Origin of the sequence: Lentzea sp. NPDC051208, assembly GCF_040682435.1 — a bacterium.
Lineage (GTDB): Bacteria > Actinomycetota > Actinomycetes > Mycobacteriales > Pseudonocardiaceae > Lentzea > Lentzea kristufekii.
Genome location: NZ_JBFBAW010000005.1, coordinates 246,190 through 270,529 on the forward strand (window position 1 = coordinate 246,190; position 24,340 = coordinate 270,529).

Below are 24,340 nucleotides of genomic sequence, written 5' to 3' on the forward strand. Positions count from 1 at the left end.
AACGTAATCATGTAATCAGAGGCGGTTGTAATGGGACGTGGATGGCGAGGAAGAGGCGGGTGGCAGCAGGCTGACCTGCCCCCGGCCGACGACGCGGCGGCGTGGTTCGCGGGCAGGCTCCCGGACGGCTGGTTCACCGGCGCCGCGGAGGTGATCGTCGACCGCGAGGAGATCACGGTCGTCGGCACGCTCGCGCCGCTGGAGGGCGAGTTCGACGAGGCTTCCCGCGCCGCGGCCGAGTCGGGCCGCATCTCGCGCTGGCGCGAGGAGACGCGCGACGAACGCATCGAGATCGCCCGCCAGGCCGAGCACCGCTACGGCCGCAAGGTCGCCTGGGGCGCTTCTCTGGGCAGCACGCGCGAACTGTTCACGCACCTGGCCGTGCCGGTCATGACGCGCCTGCGTCAGCCAGAACGCCAGGTGCTCGACACGCTCGTCGCCGCCGGCGTGGCCCGCTCACGCGCAGACGCGTTGGCATGGGCCGTGCGCCTGGTAGGCGAGCACGCGGACTCGTGGCTCGGCGAGCTGCGCGATGCCATGTCGAAGGTCGACGATCTCCGCTCACAGGGACCAGATCTGGCCTAGTGTCCTGCGCGTGGATCTGACGTCGGTCGCGGCAGCGGTCGTCCGGGACGAGCCGGGCGCGTTCGAAACGTTCATCAACGAGGCCCAGGGCCGTTCGCCCGACGAGATGTCGGCGGCGGCCCTGGTCCTTTCTTCATCGCCGGACGTCCAGGTCAACGAGCTGCTCGGCAACCTCCTGTTCTACATCGGCACGTGCGACGCGTTGGAGCCGTTGGTCCTGCGCGTGGCGGAAGCCTTCGAACGCGGCGATGGCGAGGCATGGGAACGTGCGCTCCTGCTGCCCATGCAGGACGAGGACATCCGCGCCGGCCTGCCGCACCGCGAGCGCCTTCTGGCCGCCGTGCCTGCCGAATCGTGGTTGTACGGCCTGTTGATGGTGGTGGACCTCGAACCGCTGCTGGTGCTGCATCGCCCCAGTGGCACCGGTTTCGAGGTGACGATCGGCGGAATCGGCGACAACTTCCAGCTCCACACGCTGCTCGCCTACCGGCTGATCCCCGCGCACGTGCCTGGCGAACCGCCGTTGCAGTCATGGGTGGAGGCGGCGTCGGTGGGTCCGGACCTCGAGCCTGAGGGCGGAATTCGGGGCCAGTTCCAGCTTTCCGACGGGTTCGGCGACACGATCTGGAACGAGGGCCGCCCGTCCGGCATCCCGTTGTTCGAGGGCCGCCGGGTCGTCGTGCTGGACCCGCCGCCCTACCTGCGGTCGTGGAACGCGGGTCGCGTCTACCCGATGATGACGCCTCTCGTCGACGTTGCGCGCGTGCTGCCCGCCGATGAGGCTGCTTCGTGGCTCGCAAAGGTCAGTTCGTGAGTTTTTCCAGTGACAGGAGGAAAGCCCTCGACACCTCGCTGCCGCTGGGCCAGCGGCAGCGCCCTGCGCCTGTGCCTGTGGCGCTACCGGCCGCTTGGTTTCAACGCGTCGTTCAGCTTTCTCCAGACCGTGGCCGGCGACTTCATCCGCGACCCGGCCTTGCTGCCAGGGGCGGTGGAACTGCTGACCGCGAGTCACGCCGCTTGGCAGGCCGACCTTCGCGCCTACGGCGTTCTCCGGCGGCATGCCAAGCGCCTGGGCCACCGGGTGCCGCACCCTTCCGCACCCAACCCGAACAAGCTTTCGCACTGGTACGGCGCACCGCGCGAGGCCGCGCTTCACGCCGTGTGGTTCTGGTACTCGAAGGGCGCCTCTGCGGACATCGACGTGCACAGCCTCGCCGTTGCGCTGCTGGAGCGCGGACGGTTCACGGCGGAGCAGCGGGAGATCTTCGACCGGGTGTGTGCCGAGCCCGGCGATTCGTGGGCCATCCTCCGGCAAATGGCAGTCGTGGTCGACAACTCCTGACACCTTTACGGCGCAACAACTTCCGCAGGAGTGTCAGACCCCTTCGCTATTGTTGATTTTGGGGGTACCCGGCCCGAGTCGTGTGTGTGGTGCGTCCCCTCTGGTTCGTGTGTTCCTCTCCGGAGCCCGATGACGCACCCGAGTGCGACCGTGGTGACGCCGGCGACGGACACGAGAGTGAGTTCCTGCGCGCCCAGCAGCACGGAGGTCGCCAGGCCGGACACCGGCATCAGGCCGATGAGCACGCCCGCGCGGTCGGAGCCAAGGCGGTTCACGGCGAAGTACCAGAGCCCGAAGGCCAGCGCGGTCACCACCACGGCCAGCAGCACGAGCGAGAAGCCCTGCTGGGCGTTCGGCATCTGCCAGCCGCCGAAGAACGTGCCGAGCACAGCGCCGATCACCGTCGCGAAGATGCATGTCCAGGTCGCCACGCCGAGCACGCCCAGGCGCCGTACCACTCCCACGGCGAACAAGGTGAAGCAGACCTCGCCGACCATCGTGATCAACGCCAGCACAAGGCCAGGACCGTGCCACGAGCCGCCGCCGGACAACAGCACGATGCCTGCCGCCACCACCACGGCGCCGACCACGGCCGATGCGGTTCGTTGGCGCGAGAGCAACGCCAGCGCGATGGGTGAGCCGCCCATGACGGCGGCGACGAAGCCCGGTTCCGCGTACTGCTGGGCGGCGATGAGCACGGCGTTGAAGCCGAGCATGCCCGTGACGACCACCCCGAGCAACGGCGGGATGTCACGCCGCGAAGGCATGGGCAAACGGCGCGCCACCAGCAGCAACACCGCCGCGCCGAGGGCGTAGCGCATGGCCTGGCCGGTCAGGACCGGATAGCCGTCCAACATGCCCGTGATCGGCACCGACGCGCCGACGATCATTGCCGCTGTCGCTCCCGCGGCCACCCCGAGTTTCATGCCTCAGAGCCTTGCGCTGAACTGGTCCAGGTTTAAGCTCCACTTCAATGACCACGAACTGGACCACTTTTCGCGAGCTGCTGTTGCCGGGGCACCAGCGGCGGCGCGGGGTGGAGGCCGAACTGCGCCGGGGAATCCGGGACGGGCGGCTCCCGCCCGGCACGCGGCTGCCGTCGAGCCGCGACCTGGCCGCGCAGCTGGGGGTGGCGCGCGGCACGGTGACGTCGGCGTACACGCAACTCGTCGCGGAGGGGTACCTCACGACGCGGCGCGGCTCGGGCACGACGGTCGCGAGCCTCGGGCCGGCCGGTGCGTGCGGCGTGCCCGCGCCACCGCAGCGGTGGCGGTACAACCTGCGGCCCGGCCTGCCCGCGCTGGGCGCGTTCCCCCGCGCCGAGTGGGTGGCGGCTCATCGCTCGGCTCTCGCCGAGCTCCCCGACGACGACCTCGCCTACCCCGATCCGGCCGGTTTCCTGGGGCTGCGCAAGGAGATCGTCGACTACCTGGCCCGCGTCCGGGCGGTGGTCGCCAAGGACGCGGTGATCACCAACGGCGCGGCGGACGGGTTGCAGCTCACCGCGCGGATCGTGAACGGCAGCATCGCGATCGAGGAGCCCAGCCACCTCGGCGGAGAGAACATGCTGCGCTCGCACGGCCTCGAAACCGTGGCGGTTCCGGTGGACGACAAGGGAATCCGGGTCGATCTCCTGTCCAAAACGGACTGCAAGGCGGTGCTGGTCACGGCAGCACACCAGTTCCCGCTCGGCATGGTCCTGCACCCGGAACGGCGGCGAGCGCTCGTCGAGTGGGCGCGCGAGCGGGACGCGTTGATCATCGAGGACGACTACGACGCCGAGCACCGCTACGACCGGCCGGCGCTCGGCGCGTTGCAGGCGCTCGCACCCGACCATGTGGTGTACCAGGGCACGACGAGCAAGGTGCTGGCGCCCGCGCTGCGCCTCGGATGGCTTGTGGTGCCGGAACGTCTGCGTGAAGGCATCGTGCAACGCAAGCAGTACAACGACATGGGCACCGGCACGATCCCGCAGGCCGCGTTCGCGCATCTGTTGCGGACGGGTGGCTATGACCGGCATCTGCGCCGTACGCGCGCGCTCTACCGGAAGAGGCGGGACGCGCTGCTGGAGGCCGTTGCGGAGCATCTGCCCGCATGGCAGCCCATCGGCGTCGCGGCCGGGTTGCACGTCGTCCTGCGGATGCCTGACGGGACGGACGACCTCGCGTTGAAGAACAGGCTTGCGGAGCGTGGCGTGCACGTCTGGGCGTTGGCGCAGTACACGCGCACGCCCATGTGGCCCGGCTTGGTGCTCGGCTACGCGTCGCTGACCCCTGACCGCCTGCGTGAAGCGGTCAGGGAGATCGCCGACGTGGCCGTGGCCTAGTGGCGTGACCCGGCCCGTTGGCGAGCGAATTCACGCTCAGCAGGGTGCATCGCGGCACCGCCCCCACGCCCCCGTACATCCAGTATGAGGACGTGGGGGCGGCACCGCGATGCACCCGTCTGACCGCGAATTCCCCGGCAACGTTCCGGGCCACACCACTAGAGGATGTGCTCCCGCATGGCGCCGGCGTCAGCGCCGAGGATGTGTTCGCGATCGCCGGTGCCAGGACCGGCGAAGGACGTGACGGCGACGGCCGCGAAGAGCAGGGCGGCAGCGATGAAAACACGCATGGTGCGGTAAACCCCCAGGTAGAACGGTTGGCCCGGTCAGCCTAGCCCGAGCCTCCAGAAATTGTCAGTGCTCGGGTGCACCATTGAACCGTGCTCCTCTCCGAAGTGGTCGACACGTCAGCCGCGGTGGCGGCGACGCGGTCACGCCTGGCCAAGGTCAAGGCGTTGTCCGCGTTGCTGCGCGCGGCGACGGCGGACGTGGTGGTCGCGGTGGTGTCGTTCCTCATAGGCACGCCGCGGCAGGGTCGCATCGGCGCGGGCTGGCGGACGGTCGTCGACCTGTCCGTGCCGCCCGCCGCCCGCGCCGAACTGACGATCGCCGAGGTCGACGCCGCGCTCGCCGAAGTGGCCGCGACGTCCGGCAAGGGCTCGGCGCAGCGCCGGGTCGACCTGCTGACGGCGCTGTTCGCGCGGTCGACCGAGGCGGAGCAGGACTTCTTACGCCGGTTGCTCACCGGCGAGCTCCGCCAGGGCGCGCTGGAGGGCGTGATGCTGGACGCGATCGCCTCGGCCGCCGACGTGCCGGGCGAGACGGTGCGGCGAGCGTTCATGCTGTCCGGCCGGTTACCGGAGACCGCGGTGGCCGCGCTGGACGGCGGCGCACCCGTGCTGGAGGCGTTCCGGCTGGAGGTCGGGCGCCCCCTGCGGCCCATGCTGGCCTCGCCGGCGGAGTCGCTGGACGAGGCCCTGGCCGAGCTCGGCAGCTGCGTGGTGGAGCACAAGCTCGACGGTGCGCGCATCCAGGTGCACCGCTCGGGCGACGAGGTCCACGTCTACACGCGCACGTTGCGCGAGATCACCAAGACGGTGCCGGAGCTCGTCGAGCTCGTGCGCGGCCTGCCGTGCACCTCGGTGGTGCTCGACGGCGAGACGCTGGCGCTGACCGACGAGGGGAGACCCCGCCCGTTCCAGGAGACGATGAGCAGGTTCGGCGCGCAGGACGAACGTGAGCTGCTGCTGCACCCGTACTTCTTCGACTGCCTGCACCTCGACGGCAAGGACCTGCTCGACGAGCCGTTGCGCGACCGCCTGGCCGCCCTGCGGCAGGTGGCGGGCGAGCACGTCATCCCGGGCGTGCTGGACCCGTCGCCGGAGGAAGCGGCGGACGTCGTCACGGCGGCGCTCGCCGCGGGCCACGAGGGCGTGATGGTGAAGTCGCTGGCCTCGCCCTACGCGGCAGGCCGCCGAGGCAGCGCCTGGCAGAAGGTGAAACCGGTGCACACGCTCGACCTGGTCGTGCTCGGCGTCGAGTGGGGCAGCGGCCGCCGCCGCGGCTGGCTCTCGAACCTGCACCTGGGCGCCCGCGACCCGGACGGCGGCCCACCGGTGATGGTCGGCAAGACCTTCAAGGGCCTCACCGACGAGCTGCTGAAGTGGCAGACGAAGGCCCTGCAGGACATCGCCACCGAGCAGAACGACTGGGTCGTCATGGTCCGCCCGGAACTGGTGATCGAGATCGAACTGGACGGCGTGCAGGTCTCGCCGCGCTACCCCGGCGGCGTGGCGCTGCGGTTCGCCCGCGTCGTCCGCTACCGCCCGGACAAGGACCCGTCGGAAGCGACCACGATCGAGGAGGTGAGGGCACTCCTGCCCACCGCACAACCGAATCCCGAGAGCTGACCCTCGCTGGTACGACGGACGGATCCTCGCCGTGCAGGACTTCGGCACGACGATTCCCGTCGTCCTGCCGATCAGCCTCGACACCAGACGAACGGTCCTGTTCGAGGTCTGAGTCGTCGTCGACTTCGACGAGGGGAACGAGCTCGAGGCGGGCCACTGGAGCGGAGCGACGGCCGAGGGCCTGCTGCTCAACGTGGTCGAACCCTGGCCAGAGGTCTACGGCGCCGCGGTGACGTTCGTCGGGAAACCAGGTGAGCGGCTACCACGCATCACCGGCTCCGAGCACCCCGTCCTGCACCGCGTGCTCACCGAGAAATGGCCGGTCAGCGTGCTCGCGCTCGGGCGGTTCTGGTTCGAAAATCGGGTGCGGCCGTCCACGCCCGGCAATAGCGTCAAGCCGGTGACCGACGCTTCCGCGCTGCTCAGCGCATTCGACACCCAGGCCCGCTCCGCCGAGTGGGAGGCGTATCCCGACGCGGTCCAGGACTCGGAGGTGTTCCGCGTCGCCTGGGGACACCGCCGCGGCTTTGTTGCAGGCCCGCCCGACCTCCGTCTCGACGGTGCCGAGCTGGACGCGGTGATCGCACGCCAGCGCGACTTCTTCGCCGCGCGCGGGCAGGCCGTCGAGTGGAAGACCTGGGGCCACGACAGGCCCGCTGACCTGCCGGAACGGCTGGAGGCGGCCGGGTTCGTCTCCGAGGGCCGCGAGACCGTGCTCGTCGGGCTCGCCGAGGAGATGGCGGGGCCGGTCCAGCTCGACGCCGGGATCGTCCTGCGCGAGACCAAGGAGGAGGCCGACCTGCATCGGCTCGCCGTCACGGCCACCGAGGTGTTCGGCAGGGACAGCAGCTGGCTCGTCGGCTACCTGCTGGAGAAGCAGGCCGACCCGAACACGGTCGTCGTGGTCGCTGAGGCCGACGGTCAGGTCGTGTCGTCGGCGCGGCTGGAGATCGTGCCGGGCACGGAGTTCGGCGGGCTCTGGGGCGGCGGCACGCTCGCCGCGTGGCGCGGCAAGGGCATCTACCGCGCGCTCGTGGCACACCGTGCGCGCGTCGCGCTCGAACGAGGTGTGAAGTACCTGCAGGTCGACGCGTCGGAGGACAGCAGGCCGATCTTGGAACGCCTCGGGTTCGTGGTGGTGACCACGACCACCGGCTACGTCTGGGAGCCGAGCCGCATGCCCTGGTGAGACGCTGCGGGTATCGTGGAAGCACGTGCGGTTCATCGAAGGGCATCGACCCTCTTACGACCTGACCTACGACGACGTGTTCCTCGTCCCCGGCCGAAGCGCCGTGGAGTCGCGGTTCGGCGTCGACCTCTCCACTTCGGACGGCACCGGGGCCACGATCCCCATCGTCGTCGCCAACATGACGGCCGTGGCCGGGCGGCGGATGGCGGAGACCATCGCGCGGCGTGGCGGGCTCGTCGTCATCCCGCAGGACGTGCCCACCGAGGCCGTCGCGGAGATCATCGCGTGGGTCAAGGAGCGGCATCCCGTCTGGGACACCCCGTTGACGCTCACCACGGGCGATGCGGTGGCGGACGCGTGGAACCTGTTGCACAAGCGGGCGCATGGTGCCGTTGTCGTCGTGGACGACGGTGGGCGGCCTCTTGGCGTTGTCGACGAGGCGGCGCTCACCGGGGTCGACCGGTTCGCGCGGCTTGGCGACGTGATGAACACCGACGTGCTGAAGCTGTCGCTCGACTCGCGGCCCCAGGACGTGTTCGACGAGCTTCACCACAGCGCGCACAAGATCGCGTTGGGTGTGGACGAGTCGATGCGGCTCAGGGGCGTCCTGACGGAGCTGACCGCGCTCAGGGCAGAGGTCTACAAGCCCGCCACCGACGACGACGGCAAGTTGCGGGTCGCGGCTGCGGTCGGGGTCAACGGGGACGTGCGGGCCAAGGCCGAGGCGTTGATCAAGGCCGGGGTGGACGTGCTGGTCGTGGACACCGCGCACGGGCACCAGGAGAAGATGATCGCGGCGCTGCGGGCCGTGAAGGAAGCGAACCCGAGCGTGCCGGTCGCGGCGGGCAACGTCGTCACCGCGCAGGGTGTCCGGGATCTGGTCGAGGCCGGCGCGGACATCATCAAGGTCGGTGTCGGGCCCGGCGCCATGTGCACCACGCGAATGATGACCGGGGTGGGGCGGCCGCAGTTCAGCGCCGTCGCGGAGTGTGCCGCGGAGGCGCGGAAGCTCGGCAAGCACGTGTGGGCCGATGGCGGCGTGCGGCATCCGCGGGACGTGGCGCTCGCGTTGGCCGCCGGGGCCAGCAGCGTGATGGTCGGCAGTTGGTTCGCGGGGACGTACGAGTCGCCCGGGGACCTGCAGCGGGACGAACGCGGGAACCTCTACAAAGAATCCTTCGGAATGGCGTCGAAGCGTGCCGTGACGGCGCGGACGCGCAGTGACAACGCGTTCGACCGGGCCAAGAAGGGGCTGTTCGAAGAGGGCATCTCGACTTCGAAGATGAGGTTGGACCCGGTGCGCCCGAGCGTGGAGGACCTGCTCGATGCGATAACGTCCGGCGTTCGCTCGGCCTGCACGTATGCCGGTGCGAACTCGCTGGAGGAATTCCACGACAAGGCTGTGCTCGGCATCCAGTCCGCCGCCGGATTCGCGGAAGGAAGGCCGTTGCCAGGGGGATGGTGACCAAGTGGACGAAGCGGTCTCGTTAAGAGATCTCCGCAAAGTCTATAAAGCGGGACAAAAGCCCGCGGTGGACGGATTGAGTTTCGACGTCCGCCGGGGTGAGGTCTTCGGACTGCTCGGGCCCAACGGCGCGGGCAAGACGACCACGGTCGGCGTCCTCACCACGCGCGTCCGCCCCACCTCGGGGCAGGCGCTCGTGGAGGGCGTCGACGTGGTGGCCGACTCCAAGCGCGCGCGGCAGTTGCTCGCGGTCGTGCCGCAGCGCAACAACCTCGACCGGTCGCTCAACGCGCGGCAGAACCTGTTGTTCCACGCGGCTTATCACGGCATCGGACCGAAGGAACGGCAGAAGCTCGCCGACGACATCATCGAGCGGATGGGCCTCAAGGACCACCAGAACGCGCTCGTGGACACGTTGTCCGGCGGTCAGGCGCAACGGCTGATGATCGCCCGCGCGCTGATGCACCGGCCGAAGGTGCTGTTCCTCGACGAACCGAGCACCGGCCTCGACCCGCAGGCCAGGCTCTTCGTCCACGAGCGCGTCGCCGCACTGCACGCGGACGGCGTCACGGTCGTCCTCACCACGCACGACATGGACGAGGCCACCAAGCTGTGCGACCGCGTCGGCATCGTCGACCACGGCAAGCTGCTCACGCTGGACGCGCCGGACGAGCTCACGAAGAGCCTGCCCGGCAGCAACACGGTCAGCGTCACGGTGAGCCCGAACGGCCATGAGGCCGCCAAGATCACCAAGGCGCTGTCCGAAGTGGATGGTGTGCAGCGGGTGGAGGACCTGAACGACGTGTTCCGCGTCTACACCGACTCCGACACCGCGATCACGCTGCCCGCGGTGCTGAACGTCCTGCGGGACCTCGACGTCACGGTCAGCGATGTGGCGATCGGCAAGCCCAGCCTGGAAGACGTCTTCATCCACTTGACCGGCAGGGAGCTCCGGTGAGCCAACTCAGGACGTTCCGGGCGATCCTGTGGCGCGACGTCTTCGTCACGGGCCGCGAACTGCCGAGCTTCATCGCGCAGGTGGTCATCCAGCCGTTCTTCATCCTTTTCATCTTCGCGAAGGTGCTGGGGGACATCGGGTACGTGCAGGACGACTTCGCCCAGGTGTTGTTACCCGGCATCATCGCGATGAACGGGTTCCTGGGCGCGTTGCAGAACACGACGCTGCCGCTGGTGCTCGACTTCTCCTGGACCCGCGAGATCGAGGACCGGCTGCTCGCGCCGATCTCCATCCCGCTCGTCGCGGTGGAGAAGATCGTGTTCGGCGCGATCCGCGGGTTCTTCGCGGCCGTGCTGATGGTGCCCGTCGGGTTCTTGATGCTCGACGTGTCGTGGGACTGGTCGGGAATCCCGGGCGCCCTGCTGGTGATCGTCCTCGGATGCCTCGCCGGCGGCAGCGTCGGCATGGTCATCGGCACGTCGGTGCCCGCGCGCCGGGTCAACGTGATGTTCGCGGTGATCCTGACGCCGTTGCTGTTCACGGGGTCCGCGCAGTTCCCGTGGCGGTCGCTGAGCAACGACCTGCTGTGGTTCAAGGTGGTCTGCGCGCTCAACCCGCTGACGTACGTGAGCGAGGGCATGCGCGCGGAGCTCGTGCCCGGCGTTCCGCACATGCCGCTGCCGGTCGTGCTGGTCGTGCTCGTCGTCGCGATCGCGGGCTTCGGCGGGCTCGGCCTGCGCGGCTTCATGAAACGAGCCCTGGACTGAAGCCTGTGCCGAACGAAACCGGCCCCGCGCAACGAGAGTTGCGCGGGGCCGGTGCTCGTTCACGGCACTACGAGGCGTAGTCCTCCAGCATCTCGGTGACGAGAGCCGCGATCGGCGAACGCTCCGAGCGCGTCAGGGTGACGTGGGCGAAGAGCGGGTGGCCCTTCAGCTTCTCGATCACCGCCGCCACGCCGTCGTGCCGGCCGACCCGCAGGTTGTCGCGCTGCGCCACGTCGTGCGTCAGCACCACCCGCGAGTTGCTGCCCAGTCGCGACAGCACGGTCAGCAACACGTTGCGCTCCAACGACTGCGCCTCGTCCACGATCACGAAGGAGTCGTGCAGCGAGCGTCCGCGGATGTGGGTGAGGGGCAGGACCTCGAGCATGCCCCTGTCCATCACCTCTTCCACGACCGCCTGGCTCACCAGCGCGCCGAGGGTGTCGAACACCGCCTGCGCCCACGGCCCCATCTTCTCGTTCTCGCTACCGGGCAGGTAGCCGAGCTCCTGGCCACCGACCGCGTACAGCGGCCGGAACACCACGACCTTGCGGTGCTGCCTGCGTTCCATCACCGCTTCGAGACCGGCGCACAGCGCCAGTGCCGATTTTCCGGTGCCGGCACGTCCGCCCAGCGAGACGATGCCGACCTCCGAGTCCAGCAACAGGTCCAGGGCGATCCGCTGTTCGGCGGACCTCCCGTGCAGTCCGAACGCCTCCCGATCTCCGCGCACCAGCTTGATCTGCTTGTCCGCGGTCACCCGGCCCAGAGCGCTCGAGGTGCCCGCCAGCAACCGGATTCCGGTGTGGCAGGGCAGCTCCGCGATGTGCTCCACGTCCTCGTACTGGGTGGGGTCGACGACGTTGTCCTTGAACAGGTTGTCCACCAGGGACTGGGGAACGTCCAGATCGGACATTCCCGTCCAGCCTGACAGGGTGACGTCGTGTGCCCGGTACTCCTCCGCCTGCAGGCCGACCGATCCGGCCTTGACCCGCAGGGGCATGTCCTTCGTCACCAGGGTGACGTTGCGTCCCTCAGCAGCGAGGTTGAGGGAGCAGGCGAGGATTCGGGCGTCGTTGGAGTCCGTTCGGAAACCTGATGGCAACACCTCCGGGTCGGAGTGGTTGAGCTCGACGTGCAAGGTGCCTCCCAGATCCCCGATGGGGATCGGCGAATCGAGGCGACCATGCCGCAAGCGCAGGTCGTCGAGCAGTCGCAGGGCTTCCCTCGCGAACCAGCCCAGTTCAGGGTGGTGGCGCTTGCCCTCCAGCTCGCTGATCACCACGAGCGGGAGCACGACCTCGTGCTCCGCGAACCGGGTGGCGGCGAGAGGATCGGACAGCAGTACCGACGTGTCCAGCACATATGTCGTGATGGCTGGGGCGGCGGACTTGCGCCGGGAGGAAGAACTGCGCGTTGAGCCTGAGGAACGGCTCGCGGGACGTCGTGCGTTCACGGCAACTCCCTCACGAACGCGGCACCCGCGTCCGCTCCTCGCTGGGCCAGGCACCACCCTGATCGGTCGTCTTGCCTTCCGCCGGTGTGGCGTCAGGCAGGTCGACCACGAGGGCCGGGTGCCGGCCCCCTCGCGACGTCGTCTGCCACGATCAGAGCCTCCCTGCGCGGTCCGCAGTGGTCGCGTCCCGCCGCTTTCGAAGTTACCTGCGGGAGTGCCCCATCTGCACGAAGCCACACAGGTGAATCCCGACTTGTCATCTGCCCGAAAACATCCCGAAACGTGACCGCTGACGTGTTTTCGCTGGTCACATGCTGTTTTCGTGCGTGTTGCGCGCCAGCCACGACAAGCCGTCCCTGACCTGGGATTCGAGTGATTTCGGCACGAGGGGCTCGTCGAGAAGTCTCAGATAGCGGGCGTCGAGCGATTCGCCGGGCGCCCGGACGTCGAGCCAGGCCCGCACGAGGCGCACTCCTTCGACGTATGTCGTGGTGTACGCGCGCCACAACGGATCGGCCAGAAAGCGGACCATCTGCCGTGCACGACGCTCGGGGACAAGCAGCCACCTGCGCAGAAGCGCAACTACGTCATCCTCATCCGCGCCACGATCGTGTAGCAGCAGGGCGGCGTCCTGCCGCACCGTGAGCAGGCCCGATGCCGCGGACTCCACCTCTTCGGACAGTTCGCCGTCCATTCGCAACCCCAGGTCGCGGAAGATCTGCTCCGTCCACAAGCCCCAGCCCGGTCCGACCGCGGCGTGCAGGCCGAGGTCGGCCATGCCCTCGGCCATCAGGCACTGCGGCGTGTTGATCAGGAAGATCGACTGCTCGGCGTGGCCGCGCTTGGCGACCAGGCCCGACTCCTTGCGGCAGTGCTCGGTGTGGTGGCCGGGGTAGGACTCGTGCGCGACCAGGTGCGGCAGGTTCGCCATCCGGTGGCCCAGGTCGGCGTTGATCGCGACCCTGCTGCGGTAGGCGCCGAGGTAGTAGTTGAAGCCGCTCCACGGCTTGTTCGTGACGATCCGGTACTCCACGATCTCCTGCTCGGGCAGCGCGTACTTCTGGCGCACCCGGTCCCTCAGCGCGCTCGACAGGGCCTGTACAGCGCCCTGGAGCCTGCGTGCGGGCACCTCGTCGGCCGCGCGGAAGGCCGTGAGGCGGTCGGCGAGCGAACCCGGCCCGGCGAGCGCCACGTCGAGCTTGCGGTGGGCCTGCGCGTACGCGTCCTCGTCGCCGGGGCGGATGCGCACCTGGAAGTACTGCTCGACCTCGTCGACGAACGAGATGCGCTCGCCGTCGAGCTTGCGAGCCGTGCACTCCAACGCTCGCAGGTGCGCGTCGAGGAACTGTTTGCGCTGCTCGGTCAGGTCGCTGCCGGGTATCTCCGCGCGCAGCAGCCGTGCGTGGCCGCCCAGTGCCCTCGGGTGCAGGCGCGGCTCGTTGTCGACGGCGCGGCTCAACGCCGGGTCGCCGGTGAACGAGTCGACGAACCCGGAGACGAGGCGCCCGAGCCGCAGCCCCAGCACCAGGTATCCGCGCACCAGCTCGTTGGCGTCCATGAGTCGGAGAGCTTAAGGCGTCTACCACAGCGGCTTACTCGCGACCGAATTGTGAAACGACGACCACCTGATCGGGGAATGCCGTTGATCTTGGCGTCACACAATGGGGTCAACCGAGCGGCCGATTGACATTCGCCGGGATAGCGTTCCGCTTGGAGACCCCACCGCTCCGGAGATCCCCGAAGACTCCGGAAATGACGGGGATGACCCGACATGAAGGAGAATGACGTGAAGAGGACTTTCGCAGTGGTCGCCGCCGCTGCCGCTCTGTCGCTCGCGTTCGCCCCGGCAGCCATGGCGGGAGGGGACGACGACCACCACCACCACTACCACGGCTTCCACCAGACCAACGGCTCGCTCCTGAGCGTGCTGAACGGCAACAACGTGAACGCCGTTGTCGGCGTCTGCAACAACAACGTGGGTGTGCTGGGTGCTGCGGTGCCGATCAACTCCCCGATGATCACCGAGACCTGCGCTGCCGGCGGCATCGTGGACGGCGACGACGTCAACGTCGACGGCTGATTTCGCTCGCAGTTGATTCATTGTCCAGGGACGTCATTTCAGGGCGTCCCTGGACTCTTTCTGGTAGAAGCACCTGTTCACAAGGAGAAGAAATGCTGAAGAAGGCGTGTGTCGCCACGGTCGCTGCGGCTGGCCTCATGATGTTCGGCGCCACCGGGATGGCGTCCGCGGCACCTGACAGCTTCCACCAGACCAACGGCTCGGTCCTGAGCGTGCTGAACGGCAACAACGTGAACGCCGTTGTCGGCGCCTGCAACAACAACGTCGGCGTCCTGGGCGCTGCGGTGCCGATCAACTCCCCGATGATCACCGACACCTGTGCCGCGGGCGGCGTCGTGGACGGCGACGACGTCAACGTCGAGGGCTGACGTTCTCGGTTCGAAGGGGCGCTCACCTCGCGGTGAGCGCCCCTTCGGCGTTTCGTCAGCTGCCGTAACGGCGGTGGCGCTTGGCGTACTCGCGCATGGCCCGCAGGAAGTCGGTGCGCCGGAAACCGGGCCAGTAGGCCTCGCAGAACCAGAACTCCGAGTGCGCCGACTGCCAGAGCATGAAGCCGGAGAGCCGCTGCTCACCGGACGTGCGGATGATGAGGTCGGGGTCGGGCTGCCCGGACGTGTAGAGGTGCTCCGCGATGTGGTCGACGTCGAGCACCTCGGCGAGCTCCTCGATGGTGCCACCGCGCTCGGCGTGTGCCTGCAGGAGCTTCCGGACCGCGTCCGCGATCTCCTGCCGCCCGCCGTACGCGACGGCGACGTTGACCTGGATGCCCGTGCGGTTCTTGGTGCGCGCCGCGGCGTTCGTGAGGCGCTCGGCGTGCTCCTTGGGCAGCATGTCGATGGCGCCGACGTGCCGGACGCGCCACGGCTTGCCGTCCCCGGCCAGTTCGTCGGTGATGTCCGCGATGATGTCGAGCAACGGCGCGAGCTCGTCGTTGTCGCGGTTGAGGTTGTCGGTGCTCAGCATCCAGAGGGTGACGACCTCGACGTCGGCGTCACCGCACCAGTCGAGCAGCTCGAGGATCTTGCGCGCGCCGGCCCTGTGGCCGTGCGCGACATCGGTGAAGCCGGCTTCCCTGGCCCACCTGCGGTTGCCGTCGAGGACCACGCCGACGTGCTTGGGCGCCTGTGGCGTCGTGCTCAGCTCGCGGCGGAGAATCCACTCGTAGAGGTGGATAGCGACGTCTTTCACACGGGTGCGGAGTGCCACGTCCGAACAGCGTACGCCGTGCAAGGTTCATCACTGAGTACTGGTCGGAAACCTACGGTCGCGTAACCTGGGTTCCTGTGACCACTGCGCCCGTTCCTTCCCAGCCCGGACTGCGGCCGCGCCTGCGTGGATGGCTGCACCTCTGGTCGTTCATCGCCTCAGTGGCGACAGGTGCGACGCTGATCGCTCTCGCGGCGTCCACGGTGTCCGCACGCGCCGCCCTGGCGACCTCCGTCTACGGCCTCACGGTCCTGGGTCTCTTCGGCGTCTCGGCGCTCTACCACCGCGTGACGTGGACGTCCGACCGCGTGCGCACGTGGATGAAGCGGCTGGACCATTCGATGATCTTCGTGTTCATCGCGGGTACCTACACGCCGTTCGCACTGCTGGCCATGGATCCGGGCACCGGGAGCACCGTGCTCTGGGTCGTCTGGATCGGCGCTCTGCTGGGCGTGACCCTGAAGCTGGCCTGGCCGCACGCGCCGCGGTGGCTCGGGGTGCCCATCTACATCGCACTCGGCTGGGTCGCGATCTTCGTGCTGCCCGAGCTGCTGCACCACGCCGGGGTCGCGGCCCTGGTGCTGCTGCTGGTGGGTGGGGTGCTCTACACGGTGGGCGCGGTGTTCTACGCGACCCGGTGGCCCAATCCCTGGCCTCAGGTGTTCGGGTATCACGAGTTCTTCCACGCCGCGACCGTGGTGGCGGCGCTCTGCCACTACATCGCCATCTGGCTCGCGATGTACTCCTGACCTGGCGCCTCAGCGGGTGAACGCGATGACCAACGGCTCCGAAGACTCGTCCAAGTAGTCATGGCCGGGGAAGTGGTCGATGTGCAGATGACTCATGGCGTCCCCGTCATCTGCATCATCCGCGAACCGCTGCACGTTCTCAGCGAGTAGCGCGAGCTGATGAGCACCTCCGCGGATGTCCAGCTCGTCGGAACCCGCGGCGCAGGTCACTGCGATCGGGCCCGACGTTCGAAGGACGTCGACGCGGGACAGGCATCGGCCGTAGGGCGAAGGATCGTCCACACGGTCGAACCTGCATTTCACCAAGATCTCATGTGCACGAACCGCGACCGTCTCCTAGCGTCTGCCGCATGACTTCCGTTGTGTGCCAGACGAGTTCCAGGTGACGCCCTACCAGCTCCGTCACGGTGGCGTGGTGGCGAGGGAGATCGGGTTCCACGAGTCGGCGGACGAGGTCCGGGCCGCGATGGCCGGTGGTGAACAGCCCTGGGACAGGACGCGCTTCGCTACCTGGAGCAGGGCCATCTGGTCGTGATCCCGCTGGCCTGGGCGACCGACCTGCTCGACCCGGACGGGCCCGGCGTCAACGAGCGCGGTGAGTGGACCGACGCCGAGGTCCTGGAGATCAGCAGCCTTCGGTACCCGTTCCTGGCCGAGGAAGAGGCTGCTCCGGTCGCCGAGGGATAGGCCCGGCGACCGGAATCAGGTGTTCAGCGGCCGCCGCGGGCCATGTGCAGCACGTCCAGCGCGGCGTCCAGCTGTTCCTCGGTGAGCTTGCCCGGCACGTGCCCGCGCTCCAGCACCACCTCGCGGATGGTCTTGCGCTCCTTCAACGACTGCTTGGCGATCGACGCCGCCTCCTCGTAGCCGATGTAGCGGTTGAGCGGCGTGACGATGGACGGGGACGACTCGGCGTACTCGCTCATCTGCGCCACCTGCGGTTCGGTGCCCGCCAGGACCTTGTCCGCCAGGAGCCTTGCCACGGCGGCGAGCAGGCGGGACGACTCCAGGACGTTGCGGGCGATGACCGGCAGCATCACGTTGAGCTGGAAGTTGCCCTGCGAGCCGGCGAACGCGACGGTGGCGTCGTTGCCGATGACCTGCGCGACGACCATCATCGTGGCTTCGGAGATCACCGGGTTGACCTTGCCCGGCATGATCGAGCTGCCCGGCTGGAGGTCGGGCAGTGCCAGTTCGCCGAGGCCGGTGCGGGGGCCCGAGCCCAGCCAGCGGAGGTCGTTGGCGATCTTGAACAGTGCCACGGCCGACGCGCGGAGCTGGCCGGAGATCTCCACGACGCCGTCCTGGGTGGCCTGGGCCTCGAAGTGGTCGCGGGCTTCTGCCAGCGGCAGGTCGGTGGCCTTGGCCAGTTCTGCCGCCACGGCCGCGCCGAAGCCCTCGGGAGCGTTCAGGCCGCTGCCCACCGCGGTGCCGCCGATCGGCAGTTCCGCCAGGCGCGGGATGGAGGAGCGCAGGCGCTCCACGGAGTAGCGGACCTGGGCCGCCCAGGCGCCTGCTTCCTGGCCCAGGGTGATCGGGACGGCGTCCATGAGGTGCGTGCGGCCGGACTTGACCAGGTCGGCCCATTCGAGAGCGCGTGACTCCAGGACGCCCAGGAGGTGTTCGAGCGACGGGATCACGTCGGTCACGACGGCCTCGGTGGCGGCCACGCGCAGGGTTGTCGGGAACGTGTCGTTGGACGACTGCGAGGCGTTGACGTGGTCGTTCGGGTGCACGTCGCGGCCCAGTGCGCGGGTGGCGAGGGTGGCGATGACCTCGTTGGCGTTCATGTTCGAGGACGTGCCGGAACCCGTCTGGAAGACGTCGACCGGGAAGTGGGCGTCCCACTGGCCGGCGGCGACCTCGTCGGCTGCCGCGGCGATGGCGGAGGCCACGTCGGCGTCGAGAACGCCGAGCTGGGCGTTGACCCTGGCCGCCGCTGCCTTGAGCAGGCCCAGTGCTCTGATCTGGGCGCGTTCCAGGCCTCGACCGGAAATCGGGAAGTTCTCGACCGCGCGTTGTGTTTGGGCGCGCCACAATGCGTCGATCGGCACGCGGACCTCACCCATCGTGTCGTGCTCGACGCGGTACTCCTGTTCAGACATACCTCCGAGTCTCTATCGTCGATCACAGCACTGCCACCCACCACTGGCAGAAGGGCACCACTCATGGAGCGTGACGTCGACCTCCTCATCGTGGGAGCTGGTCCCACGGGGTTGTTCGCCGCTTACTACGCAGGCTTCCGGGAAATGAACGTCGCAGTGGTCGACGCTCTGCCAGAACCGGGTGGCCAGGTCACGGCGATGTATCCGGAGAAGATGATTTTCGACGTGGCAGGGTTCCCCGCCGTGCGGGGACGCGACCTCGTCAACGGGCTGGTGGAGCAGGCCGCGCAGTTCAAGCCGACGTACCTGCTCGGCCGGCAGGCACGCACCTGTGAGTCCATTGAGGACGGTCTGCGGGTCGGGCTCGCGGACGGTTCCTCCATCACCACCAGGGCCGTGCTGATCACGGCGGGGATGGGCGAGTTCAACCCGCGTCCGCTGCCCGCCGGTGACGGCCGGCTGGGGCGCGGCATGGTCCACTTCGTGCCGGTGCTGGCCGAGCACGCCGGGCAGCACGTGGTGATCGTGGGCGGTGGCGACTCGGCGTTCGACTGGGCGCTGGCGCTGCACCCGATCGCCGCGAGCGTCAAGATCGTGCACCGCAGGGCCAACTTCCGCGCGCACGCCGCCACCGTGCGGCAGGTGCGGGAACTCGGCGTGGAGATCATCACCGACGCCGAGGTGCTGGCGTTGCGCGGCGAGCCACTGTCCGAAGTGGACGTCAAGGTCAAGGGCGGCGACGCGCGGACGTTGCCCGCGCAGACGGTCGTGGCGGCCCTCGGGTTCACCGCGGACCTCGGGCCGATCGAGTCGTGGGGGCTCGAGCTCGACCACCGCGCGGTGCTCGTCGACTCCACGATGAAGACCAAGATCGACAGGATCTACGCGGCGGGCGACGTCGCGCACTACCCCGGCAAGGTCAAGCTCATCGCGACCGGGTTCGGCGAGGCGGCGACCGCGGTCAACAACATCGCGGTGGCCCTCAACCCCTCGGCGCACCTGTTCCCGGGGCATTCGAGCGACGGCAGCTGACGCGCGCGCCGGGGGTCTGTCAGGCCCTCGGCAGCGGCGCCGGGTCGTGCTTCGCCAGGTGCTGGAAGATGATCGACGTGCGGAAGCCGACGATCTCCTTGCGCTGACTCAGCCTGTCGACCAGGAACGCGTGCAGGCGGTCGTTGTCCTGGGCGCTCACGTGGATCACGAAATCGTCGCTGCCCGCCATCACGAACACCGCCGTCACCTCGGGAAGGCCCGCGGCGAACGCCTTGAAGGCGTCGATCACGGTGCGGCTCAGCGGACGGACCTGCACCGACACCAGCGCCTGCACACCCCGGTTCAGCGCGGACGGCGCGATGTCCGCGTGGTAGCCGCGGATCACGCCCCGCTCGCGCAGCAGACGGGTGCGCTCCAGGCACGTCGACGGCGCGACGCCGACCTTGCGGGCGATGTCTCGGTTCGACTGCCGGGCATCGCGCTGCAGTTCGCGCACGATCGCCGAATCAAGTTCATCCATCGCGCTCCCCATGCCGATCTGCCGAACAACGTTCGGCCGAACACCTCATCCGCTGCTGTTCACCCTAACTTCGAGGTTGATAGTTGACCTAAGTTCGGGAGGAACGCACATGTGGGAGCACGAACGACTCGTCGTCCGCACCGGGAGGCGGTCGGGGATGACCACCATGGTCGCCCTGCACTCGGCCGAGGCGGGGCCGGCGGTCGGCGGGTGCCGGATGAAGGCGTACGCGCACGTCAACGACGCCATCACGGACGTGCTGCGGTTGTCCAAGGCGATGACGCTGAAGTGCGAGGCGGCCGGGATTCCGCACGGGGGAGCCAAGAGCGTGATCGTGGTCGACCGCGAACTCACGCCGGAACGCAGGCGCGCGGTGCTGCTCGACCACGCAGACCTGATCAACGAGTTCGGCGGGGCCTACCGCGCCGGGCCGGACGTAGGGACGGGACCGGCCGACATGCTGGTGCTCAGGGAACTCACGCCGCACGCCTACTGCCTGCCAGAGGAGCACGGCGGCACGGGGTCGTCGAGCGGCCCCACGGCGCGCGGCGTGCTGGCGGCGTTGAGGGCGGCCGCGCGCCACACCTTCGGCACGCCGGACCTCACCGGCCGGAAGGTCGTGATCAGCGGGTTCGGGTCGGTGGGGGAGCTGATCGCGAGGGGCCTCGAAGGCGCCGACATCACGGTGTCCGACGTGGACGAGAGCAGGCGGACGGACGAGTTCGGCTGGGTGCACCCGGACGAGGCGTACGAGATCAAGGCCGACGTGCTCGTGCCGGCCGCGGTGGGCGGGGTGCTGAGCCCGGAGACGGTGGCGCGGCTCGACGTCCGGCTGGTCGTGGGGCCGGCCAACAACCAGCTCACCGACGACGGAGTGGCCGCGTTGCTGGAGGAGCGCGGCATCGTGTGGGTACCCGATCACGTGGCCAGCGCCGGAGGGGTGATCTACACGCTGGCAAGGGAGGACGACGGGGCGGACCACGAGACCGCGCTGAAGAGGGTCGACGCCATCGAGGCGACGGTCGAGAGGCTGCTCGCGCGTCAGCGAGACGACAGCAGGACGTCGGTACCCGTCGTTAACATGGGCATCTAGACGTACTGGGTTGCGCGTGTCAGGGGGACGCGCACCGACGCAACCCCGGGGGACCTCGTGATTCACGTTTACTGGGCCGACATGGTGCCGGGCCTGCCGTGGTGGGCCGGGCCCGTCACGCGTCAGCCGCGCGCGGTGTACTGGCAGCCGCTGTCCGATCTCGTCGAGCGGCGGGTCAACGCCTCGGTCGACACGTCGGGCTGGGGTTCCGACGTGCTGGTCGAGCTGACGGTGCCGGACCTGCTGAGCCCCGACGTCGCGGTGCTGCCGGGGTTCGCCGTCGCGCAGCTCGCGTTGCCGGAGGCGCTCAACCGGTCGCGGGACGTCGAACTCGTCGTCGCGGCGCTGGAGGACGGGGTGCACGCGACGGTCGAACGGGTCGCGCGGCGGCTCGGGGCGCCGTACGCGCGGAAGAACGCCGAGCCCGTGCGCCTGGAGCACCCGTTGCGGCTGAGCGCGCTGGCCGGGCGGTTCGGTGGCACGATCGCGCTCGTGGCGCCGCACGTGCGGCTGGAGGAGTTCGTGGCGACGCTGAACGCGGCCGAGGTCGAGTGGGAGGGGCACGAGGGGTGGCGGATCGTGCGGGCGAACGACGAACCCGCCGGGCGGCCCGTGTCCGATGTGGACTTCAGCGCGCTGGAAGTGCCCGTCCTGCTGGACGACCTGTCCGCCGACCCCGGAACGGCCCTGGTCGTGGTCGGCAAGGAACTCGAACGGCTCACGGGGTGGTTGCCGAACGGTCTCGCCGCTCGCGTCTCGGTGATGGGACGCGATGATGGGTGCTGGTGGGCGGCTATCGGTTGAGGAGAGCGGAATGACCCGGTGGAAGACGGTCGCGGTGCTCGCCGCGGTCACCGTGCTCGGGGGCTGCTCCCCGACGCAGACCTGGGCCGCGAAGCTCACGCCGACCGGGCTGCCGCAGTTCGTCGACACGGCCTGCGGTGGGTCGCGCGTCACGGACATGTGGGTGCAGGCGGGCGAGAAGGAGATCTGGCGGATCGGGTTCGCCCAGCCCGCTGAGGTCCGCGAGCTCACCGTCGGTCAGAAACCCGCCGGTGCCGAAGAGAAAGTCGCCTGGCAGCGGCCGAACGGTGACGCGCCGCTGCGGCTCTCGGTGCGACAGGCCGACGGGCGCACGCCCGTCGTGGAGTTCACGCTCGACGGGCTGAAGGACGGCAAGGTCGGCTACGACGGCGAGTACCTCACCGCGGACGACTTCGCGAAGAAGCGCGAAGCCTGCTAGAAGGCCCGACCGGGAGCCGGTCAGGCCTTCCAGCGGGCGAGTTACGGCAGAACCTGCACCTGCTCGCCGATCATCAGGTTGTCGTAGAACACGAGCGATGCATCCATGGACATCCGGATGCATCCGTGGGACTGGACGGCAGTGTCACCCTGGTGGAACGCGATACCGGAGGTGGTGAAGTACACCGCGTTCGGCATCGGGCCGTTGTAGGGGACGCTCCAGTCGTTCTTCACCTTGCGCAGCACCGAGAACGTGCCCACCGGGGTCTCGTACCCCGGCTTGCCGTGGCTGACGGTCACCGGCCCGTAGCTCGTTTTGCCGTTGAAGACCAGCCAGGCCTTGTTCGAATGCTTTTCCAGGCACGCTCCGTTGTGGACGGTGCATCCCGCCTGAGCCTGTGCGGGAACAGCGAAGCCGAGGATCAGGAGCACCGTCGCGATCAGAACTCGCATCTCGCATCACCCCTCTGTGGTGGAGTAACCACTACGAGGTGACTTCAATCATCACCTTATGGAAGTACCTGGACGCGCTCGCCGGGGAACAGGTTGTCGTAGAAGACCTCGGAGTCGGCCCAGGTCAGGCGCACGCAGCCGTGCGACTGGGAGTTCAGGTCGCCCTGGTGGAACGCGACGCCGTCGGCGGTGAAGTAGACGGCGTTGGGCATCGGGCCGTTGTAGGGACGCTCCAGTCGTTCTTCACCTTGCGCAGCACCGGAAGTTGCCCACGCCTGGTTCGTGTGCTTCTGGACGCAGGCTCCGTTGTGGACGGTGCAGGCGGAAGCCTGTGCGGGCACCGCGAAGCTGAGCAGGAACAGGGCCGTGACGGCCCGGCGCTCTCATGGCCGATGATCATGAGACCACCTGGACGGTGTCGCCGATCGAGAGGTTGTTGAAGTAGTACTTCGCCGACGGCGGGTCCAGGTGGATGCAGCCGTGCGACGGCACGGTCAGCGAACCCTCGTGGAACGCGATGCCGCTCTCGGTGAAGTACGTCGACCACGGCATCGCCGCGTTGTACGGCCGGCTCCAGTCGTCCTTCACCTTGCGCAGCACCGGGAAGTTGCCGAGCGGCGTCTCGAAGCCCCTGCGGCCGTGGGTGATCGGCGTCGGGCCGTAGACGATCTTGTCGCCCCGGACGATCCACGTCTGGTTCGTGGAGAGCTTGATGCACGCGCCGTCGCTGATGGTGCACGGCGTCGGCTTCACCACGGGAGGCGGCGGGGGCGGCGGCGGGGCGGGCGTCGACGAGGGCGTGGAAGGCGGTGCCTCGGAAGAAGGCGCCGCAGACGCCGAAGAAGACGACGAATGCGGTGGTGCTGCGGGAGTCTCGGCCCTCACGGCCCCCTGCGCGCATCCCGCCACCGACACCAACGCGACCGCCACGAGCAGCATCCGCATCGCGTACCCCCTGGTTGTTCCATCCCTTGCCGAAGTAGACGGCGGGAGGTGTGCCCAGGTTGCAACGCGAAGGTCCGCCTCCCGTAACGGTTGGGAGACGGACCTTCGGAATGCGTTTACCGATCTACCGGGTCAGTTCACACGGTGCCGGCGTACTGGCTGATCCACGAGCGGTAGTACGGGACGTCCACGTAGATCGACGGAGCGGTCGCGCAGGTCGCGCCGCCACCGGAGCGGCTGGTCGCGCCGATGAGCTCCCAGCGGCCGTTCACGGACTTCACCTGCGGGCCACCCGAGTCGCCGTAGCAGGCGCCCTTGTTGCCACCGGTGTTGTTGGTGCAGATCTCCGAAGCGGCGCTGATGCCGGCACAACGGCTGTCCGTCACGATCGAGGTGTTGAGCTCCTGCAGGGTGATCGGAGCGGAGCCGCAACCGCGGGTCGGGCAGGTCTGGCCCCAGCCGATGATGCGGGTGGCGGTGCCGACCGGGCCGGAGGTGGCCGACACGGCCGCCGGGGCCTGGCTGACCGAGGTGTTGAGCTGCACCAGCGCCAGGTCGGCGGACGGGTGGTTGATGATCCGGGACGCGCCGGTGGTGGTGCCGCCGCTGGTGCGGTTGGTCGTGCCGATCCGGGTGCGGATCGAGGCCGCGGAGGAGCCCTGGACGCAGTGCTTCGCCGTCACGACCCAGTTGGCCTTGATCAGCGTGCCGCCGCAGAAGTGGCTGCCGGAGGTGCTCTGCAGGGAGACCATCCAGGAGTAGACCTGCGTGGCGTTGGTGCCGCCGACGATCATCGGCGAGACCTCGCCGTCAGCGGTGGGAGCCGGAGCCGCGGTGGCCGCGGTGACCGAGGCGAGCAGAGCGCCCGCGGCCACGACGACTGCGGAGAACAACGAACGTGCCCTCATCGTTGAGTTCCTTTCCTGAACCCGGCGCAGGGTTGCCGGGGTCAGGTCGGA

30 protein-coding genes are annotated in these 24,340 nt (G+C 68.8%); 18 read left to right on the top strand and 12 right to left on the bottom strand.

All coding sequences use genetic code 11. From position 1 onward, the window contains the following. Positions 1–30: 30 nt before the first annotated feature. Genes AB0M48_RS14060 through AB0M48_RS14070 form a run of 3 tightly spaced genes read left to right on the top strand, consistent with a single transcriptional unit; the run spans position 31 to position 1,927 of the window. The gene (locus AB0M48_RS14060) at positions 31–585 is read left to right on the top strand and encodes a hypothetical protein (protein ID WP_363840646.1); all 555 of its coding nucleotides are present in this window, start codon (positions 31–33) and stop codon (positions 583–585) included. Positions 586–595: 10 nt separating this feature from the next. Continuing rightward, complete coding sequence (locus AB0M48_RS14065) at positions 596–1,399, top strand: hypothetical protein (RefSeq protein ID WP_363840649.1); 804 nt, start codon at positions 596–598, stop codon at positions 1,397–1,399. Between the two features lie 9 nt (positions 1,400–1,408). Next, positions 1,409–1,927 (top strand): hypothetical protein, encoded by a 519-nt coding sequence (locus tag AB0M48_RS14070; RefSeq protein WP_363840652.1) that lies wholly within the window; start codon positions 1,409–1,411, stop codon positions 1,925–1,927. A gap of 5 nt (positions 1,928–1,932) precedes the next feature. Here AB0M48_RS14070 and AB0M48_RS14075 read toward each other — a convergent pair whose 3' ends face one another. Further along, positions 1,933–2,853: a DMT family transporter gene (locus tag AB0M48_RS14075; protein WP_363840655.1), complete on the bottom strand. Its 921-nt coding sequence runs from the start codon at positions 2,851–2,853 to the stop codon at positions 1,933–1,935. 47 nt (positions 2,854–2,900) lie between these two features. On the opposite strand from AB0M48_RS14075, the gene AB0M48_RS14080 reads away from it, so the two are divergent. Further along, a complete protein-coding gene (locus AB0M48_RS14080) occupies positions 2,901–4,253 on the top strand; it encodes a PLP-dependent aminotransferase family protein (protein ID WP_363840658.1) in 1,353 nt (450 codons plus the stop codon). A gap of 158 nt (positions 4,254–4,411) precedes the next feature. Here AB0M48_RS14080 and AB0M48_RS14085 read toward each other — a convergent pair whose 3' ends face one another. Beyond that, on the bottom strand, positions 4,412–4,543 hold the full coding sequence (locus tag AB0M48_RS14085; protein ID WP_363840661.1) for a hypothetical protein: 132 nt from the start codon (positions 4,541–4,543) through the stop codon (positions 4,412–4,414). A 90-nt stretch (positions 4,544–4,633) separates the two neighbouring features. On the opposite strand from AB0M48_RS14085, the gene AB0M48_RS14090 reads away from it, so the two are divergent. The 5 genes from AB0M48_RS14090 to AB0M48_RS14110 all read left to right on the top strand — a co-directional run bounded on the left by AB0M48_RS14090 (position 4,634) and on the right by AB0M48_RS14110 (position 10,542). After that, on the top strand, positions 4,634–6,163 hold the full coding sequence (locus AB0M48_RS14090; protein ID WP_363840664.1) for an ATP-dependent DNA ligase: 1,530 nt from the start codon (positions 4,634–4,636) through the stop codon (positions 6,161–6,163). 193 nt (positions 6,164–6,356) lie between these two features. Further along, positions 6,357–7,352: a GNAT family N-acetyltransferase gene (locus AB0M48_RS14095; protein ID WP_363840667.1), complete on the top strand. Its 996-nt coding sequence runs from the start codon at positions 6,357–6,359 to the stop codon at positions 7,350–7,352. Between the two features lie 25 nt (positions 7,353–7,377). Continuing rightward, complete coding sequence (locus AB0M48_RS14100) at positions 7,378–8,817, top strand: GuaB1 family IMP dehydrogenase-related protein (protein ID WP_363840670.1); 1,440 nt, start codon at positions 7,378–7,380, stop codon at positions 8,815–8,817. Between the two features lie 4 nt (positions 8,818–8,821). Then, complete coding sequence (locus AB0M48_RS14105) at positions 8,822–9,775, top strand: ABC transporter ATP-binding protein (RefSeq protein ID WP_363840673.1); 954 nt, start codon at positions 8,822–8,824, stop codon at positions 9,773–9,775. After that, positions 9,772–10,542 (top strand): ABC transporter permease, encoded by a 771-nt coding sequence (locus tag AB0M48_RS14110; protein WP_363840676.1) that lies wholly within the window; start codon positions 9,772–9,774, stop codon positions 10,540–10,542. The genes AB0M48_RS14105 and AB0M48_RS14110 overlap by 4 nt, the downstream gene beginning before the upstream one ends. Positions 10,543–10,609: 67 nt before the next feature. Here AB0M48_RS14110 and AB0M48_RS14115 read toward each other — a convergent pair whose 3' ends face one another. Further along, a complete protein-coding gene (locus AB0M48_RS14115) occupies positions 10,610–11,995 on the bottom strand; it encodes a PhoH family protein (protein WP_363840679.1) in 1,386 nt (461 codons plus the stop codon). Positions 11,996–12,302: 307 nt separating this feature from the next. Next, a complete protein-coding gene (locus tag AB0M48_RS14120; RefSeq protein ID WP_363840682.1) occupies positions 12,303–13,553 on the bottom strand; it encodes a DUF885 domain-containing protein in 1,251 nt (416 codons plus the stop codon). Between the two features lie 228 nt (positions 13,554–13,781). Here AB0M48_RS14120 and AB0M48_RS14125 point away from each other — a divergent pair, with 228 nt between their 5' ends. Both AB0M48_RS14125 and AB0M48_RS14130 read left to right on the top strand, forming a co-directional pair. Further along, entirely contained in the window at positions 13,782–14,075 is a 294-nt protein-coding gene (locus AB0M48_RS14125) for a hypothetical protein (protein WP_363840685.1), read from the top strand. A 92-nt stretch (positions 14,076–14,167) separates the two neighbouring features. After that, positions 14,168–14,443, top strand: coding sequence for a hypothetical protein (locus AB0M48_RS14130; protein WP_363840688.1), 276 nt, complete (start codon positions 14,168–14,170; stop codon positions 14,441–14,443). A gap of 55 nt (positions 14,444–14,498) precedes the next feature. Here AB0M48_RS14130 and AB0M48_RS14135 read toward each other — a convergent pair whose 3' ends face one another. Beyond that, positions 14,499–15,281 carry an isoprenyl transferase gene (locus tag AB0M48_RS14135; RefSeq protein ID WP_266043093.1) on the bottom strand — a complete coding sequence of 261 codons (783 nt, stop codon included), beginning with the start codon at positions 15,279–15,281 and terminating at the stop codon, positions 14,499–14,501. 77 nt (positions 15,282–15,358) lie between these two features. On the opposite strand from AB0M48_RS14135, the gene AB0M48_RS14140 reads away from it, so the two are divergent. After that, complete coding sequence (locus AB0M48_RS14140; protein WP_363840692.1) at positions 15,359–16,030, top strand: hemolysin III family protein; 672 nt, start codon at positions 15,359–15,361, stop codon at positions 16,028–16,030. A gap of 9 nt (positions 16,031–16,039) precedes the next feature. Here AB0M48_RS14140 and AB0M48_RS14145 read toward each other — a convergent pair whose 3' ends face one another. Continuing rightward, positions 16,040–16,312 (bottom strand): hypothetical protein, encoded by a 273-nt coding sequence (locus AB0M48_RS14145; protein ID WP_363840696.1) that lies wholly within the window; start codon positions 16,310–16,312, stop codon positions 16,040–16,042. Positions 16,313–16,394: 82 nt separating this feature from the next. Between AB0M48_RS14145 and AB0M48_RS14150 the strand changes: the two genes are divergently transcribed. Together AB0M48_RS14150 and AB0M48_RS14155 are read left to right on the top strand one after the other, a co-directional pair. Next, positions 16,395–16,565: a hypothetical protein gene (locus tag AB0M48_RS14150; RefSeq protein ID WP_363840699.1), complete on the top strand. Its 171-nt coding sequence runs from the start codon at positions 16,395–16,397 to the stop codon at positions 16,563–16,565. Next, positions 16,562–16,717, top strand: a complete 156-nt coding sequence (locus tag AB0M48_RS14155; RefSeq protein ID WP_363840702.1) for a hypothetical protein — start codon at positions 16,562–16,564, stop codon at positions 16,715–16,717. The genes AB0M48_RS14150 and AB0M48_RS14155 overlap by 4 nt, the downstream gene beginning before the upstream one ends. 23 nt (positions 16,718–16,740) lie before the next feature. Here AB0M48_RS14155 and AB0M48_RS14160 read toward each other — a convergent pair whose 3' ends face one another. Continuing rightward, positions 16,741–18,135: a class II fumarate hydratase gene (locus AB0M48_RS14160; RefSeq protein ID WP_363840705.1), complete on the bottom strand. Its 1,395-nt coding sequence runs from the start codon at positions 18,133–18,135 to the stop codon at positions 16,741–16,743. Between the two features lie 63 nt (positions 18,136–18,198). Here AB0M48_RS14160 and AB0M48_RS14165 point away from each other — a divergent pair, with 63 nt between their 5' ends. Next, entirely contained in the window at positions 18,199–19,167 is a 969-nt protein-coding gene (locus AB0M48_RS14165; protein WP_363840709.1) for an NAD(P)/FAD-dependent oxidoreductase, read from the top strand. A 19-nt stretch (positions 19,168–19,186) separates the two neighbouring features. On the opposite strand, the gene AB0M48_RS14170 is transcribed toward AB0M48_RS14165, so the two are convergent. Then, the gene (locus AB0M48_RS14170) at positions 19,187–19,648 is read right to left on the bottom strand and encodes an Lrp/AsnC family transcriptional regulator (protein WP_363840712.1); all 462 of its coding nucleotides are present in this window, start codon (positions 19,646–19,648) and stop codon (positions 19,187–19,189) included. Positions 19,649–19,757: 109 nt separating this feature from the next. On the opposite strand from AB0M48_RS14170, the gene AB0M48_RS14175 reads away from it, so the two are divergent. From AB0M48_RS14175 to AB0M48_RS14185, 3 genes are read left to right on the top strand one after another with little or no spacing between them, the layout of a single operon-like run. Next, positions 19,758–20,741 (top strand): Glu/Leu/Phe/Val dehydrogenase dimerization domain-containing protein, encoded by a 984-nt coding sequence (locus AB0M48_RS14175; protein WP_363840715.1) that lies wholly within the window; start codon positions 19,758–19,760, stop codon positions 20,739–20,741. A gap of 57 nt (positions 20,742–20,798) precedes the next feature. After that, positions 20,799–21,545, top strand: coding sequence for a hypothetical protein (locus AB0M48_RS14180; RefSeq protein WP_363840718.1), 747 nt, complete (start codon positions 20,799–20,801; stop codon positions 21,543–21,545). Between the two features lie 10 nt (positions 21,546–21,555). Next, positions 21,556–21,984 (top strand): hypothetical protein, encoded by a 429-nt coding sequence (locus AB0M48_RS14185; RefSeq protein WP_363840721.1) that lies wholly within the window; start codon positions 21,556–21,558, stop codon positions 21,982–21,984. Between the two features lie 41 nt (positions 21,985–22,025). Here the strand turns inward: AB0M48_RS14185 and AB0M48_RS14190 are convergent, their stop codons facing one another. The 4 genes from AB0M48_RS14190 to AB0M48_RS14205 all read right to left on the bottom strand — a co-directional run bounded on the left by AB0M48_RS14190 (position 22,026) and on the right by AB0M48_RS14205 (position 24,289). Further along, positions 22,026–22,436, bottom strand: coding sequence for a L,D-transpeptidase (locus tag AB0M48_RS14190; protein WP_363840724.1), 411 nt, complete (start codon positions 22,434–22,436; stop codon positions 22,026–22,028). 56 nt (positions 22,437–22,492) lie between these two features. Further along, positions 22,493–22,777, bottom strand: a complete 285-nt coding sequence (locus AB0M48_RS14195) for a L,D-transpeptidase (protein ID WP_363840727.1) — start codon at positions 22,775–22,777, stop codon at positions 22,493–22,495. Between the two features lie 55 nt (positions 22,778–22,832). Then, a complete protein-coding gene (locus AB0M48_RS14200) occupies positions 22,833–23,381 on the bottom strand; it encodes a L,D-transpeptidase (RefSeq protein WP_363840729.1) in 549 nt (182 codons plus the stop codon). Positions 23,382–23,518: 137 nt separating this feature from the next. Continuing rightward, on the bottom strand, positions 23,519–24,289 hold the full coding sequence (locus AB0M48_RS14205; RefSeq protein WP_319988338.1) for a serine protease: 771 nt from the start codon (positions 24,287–24,289) through the stop codon (positions 23,519–23,521). Positions 24,290–24,340 lie beyond the last annotated feature (51 nt).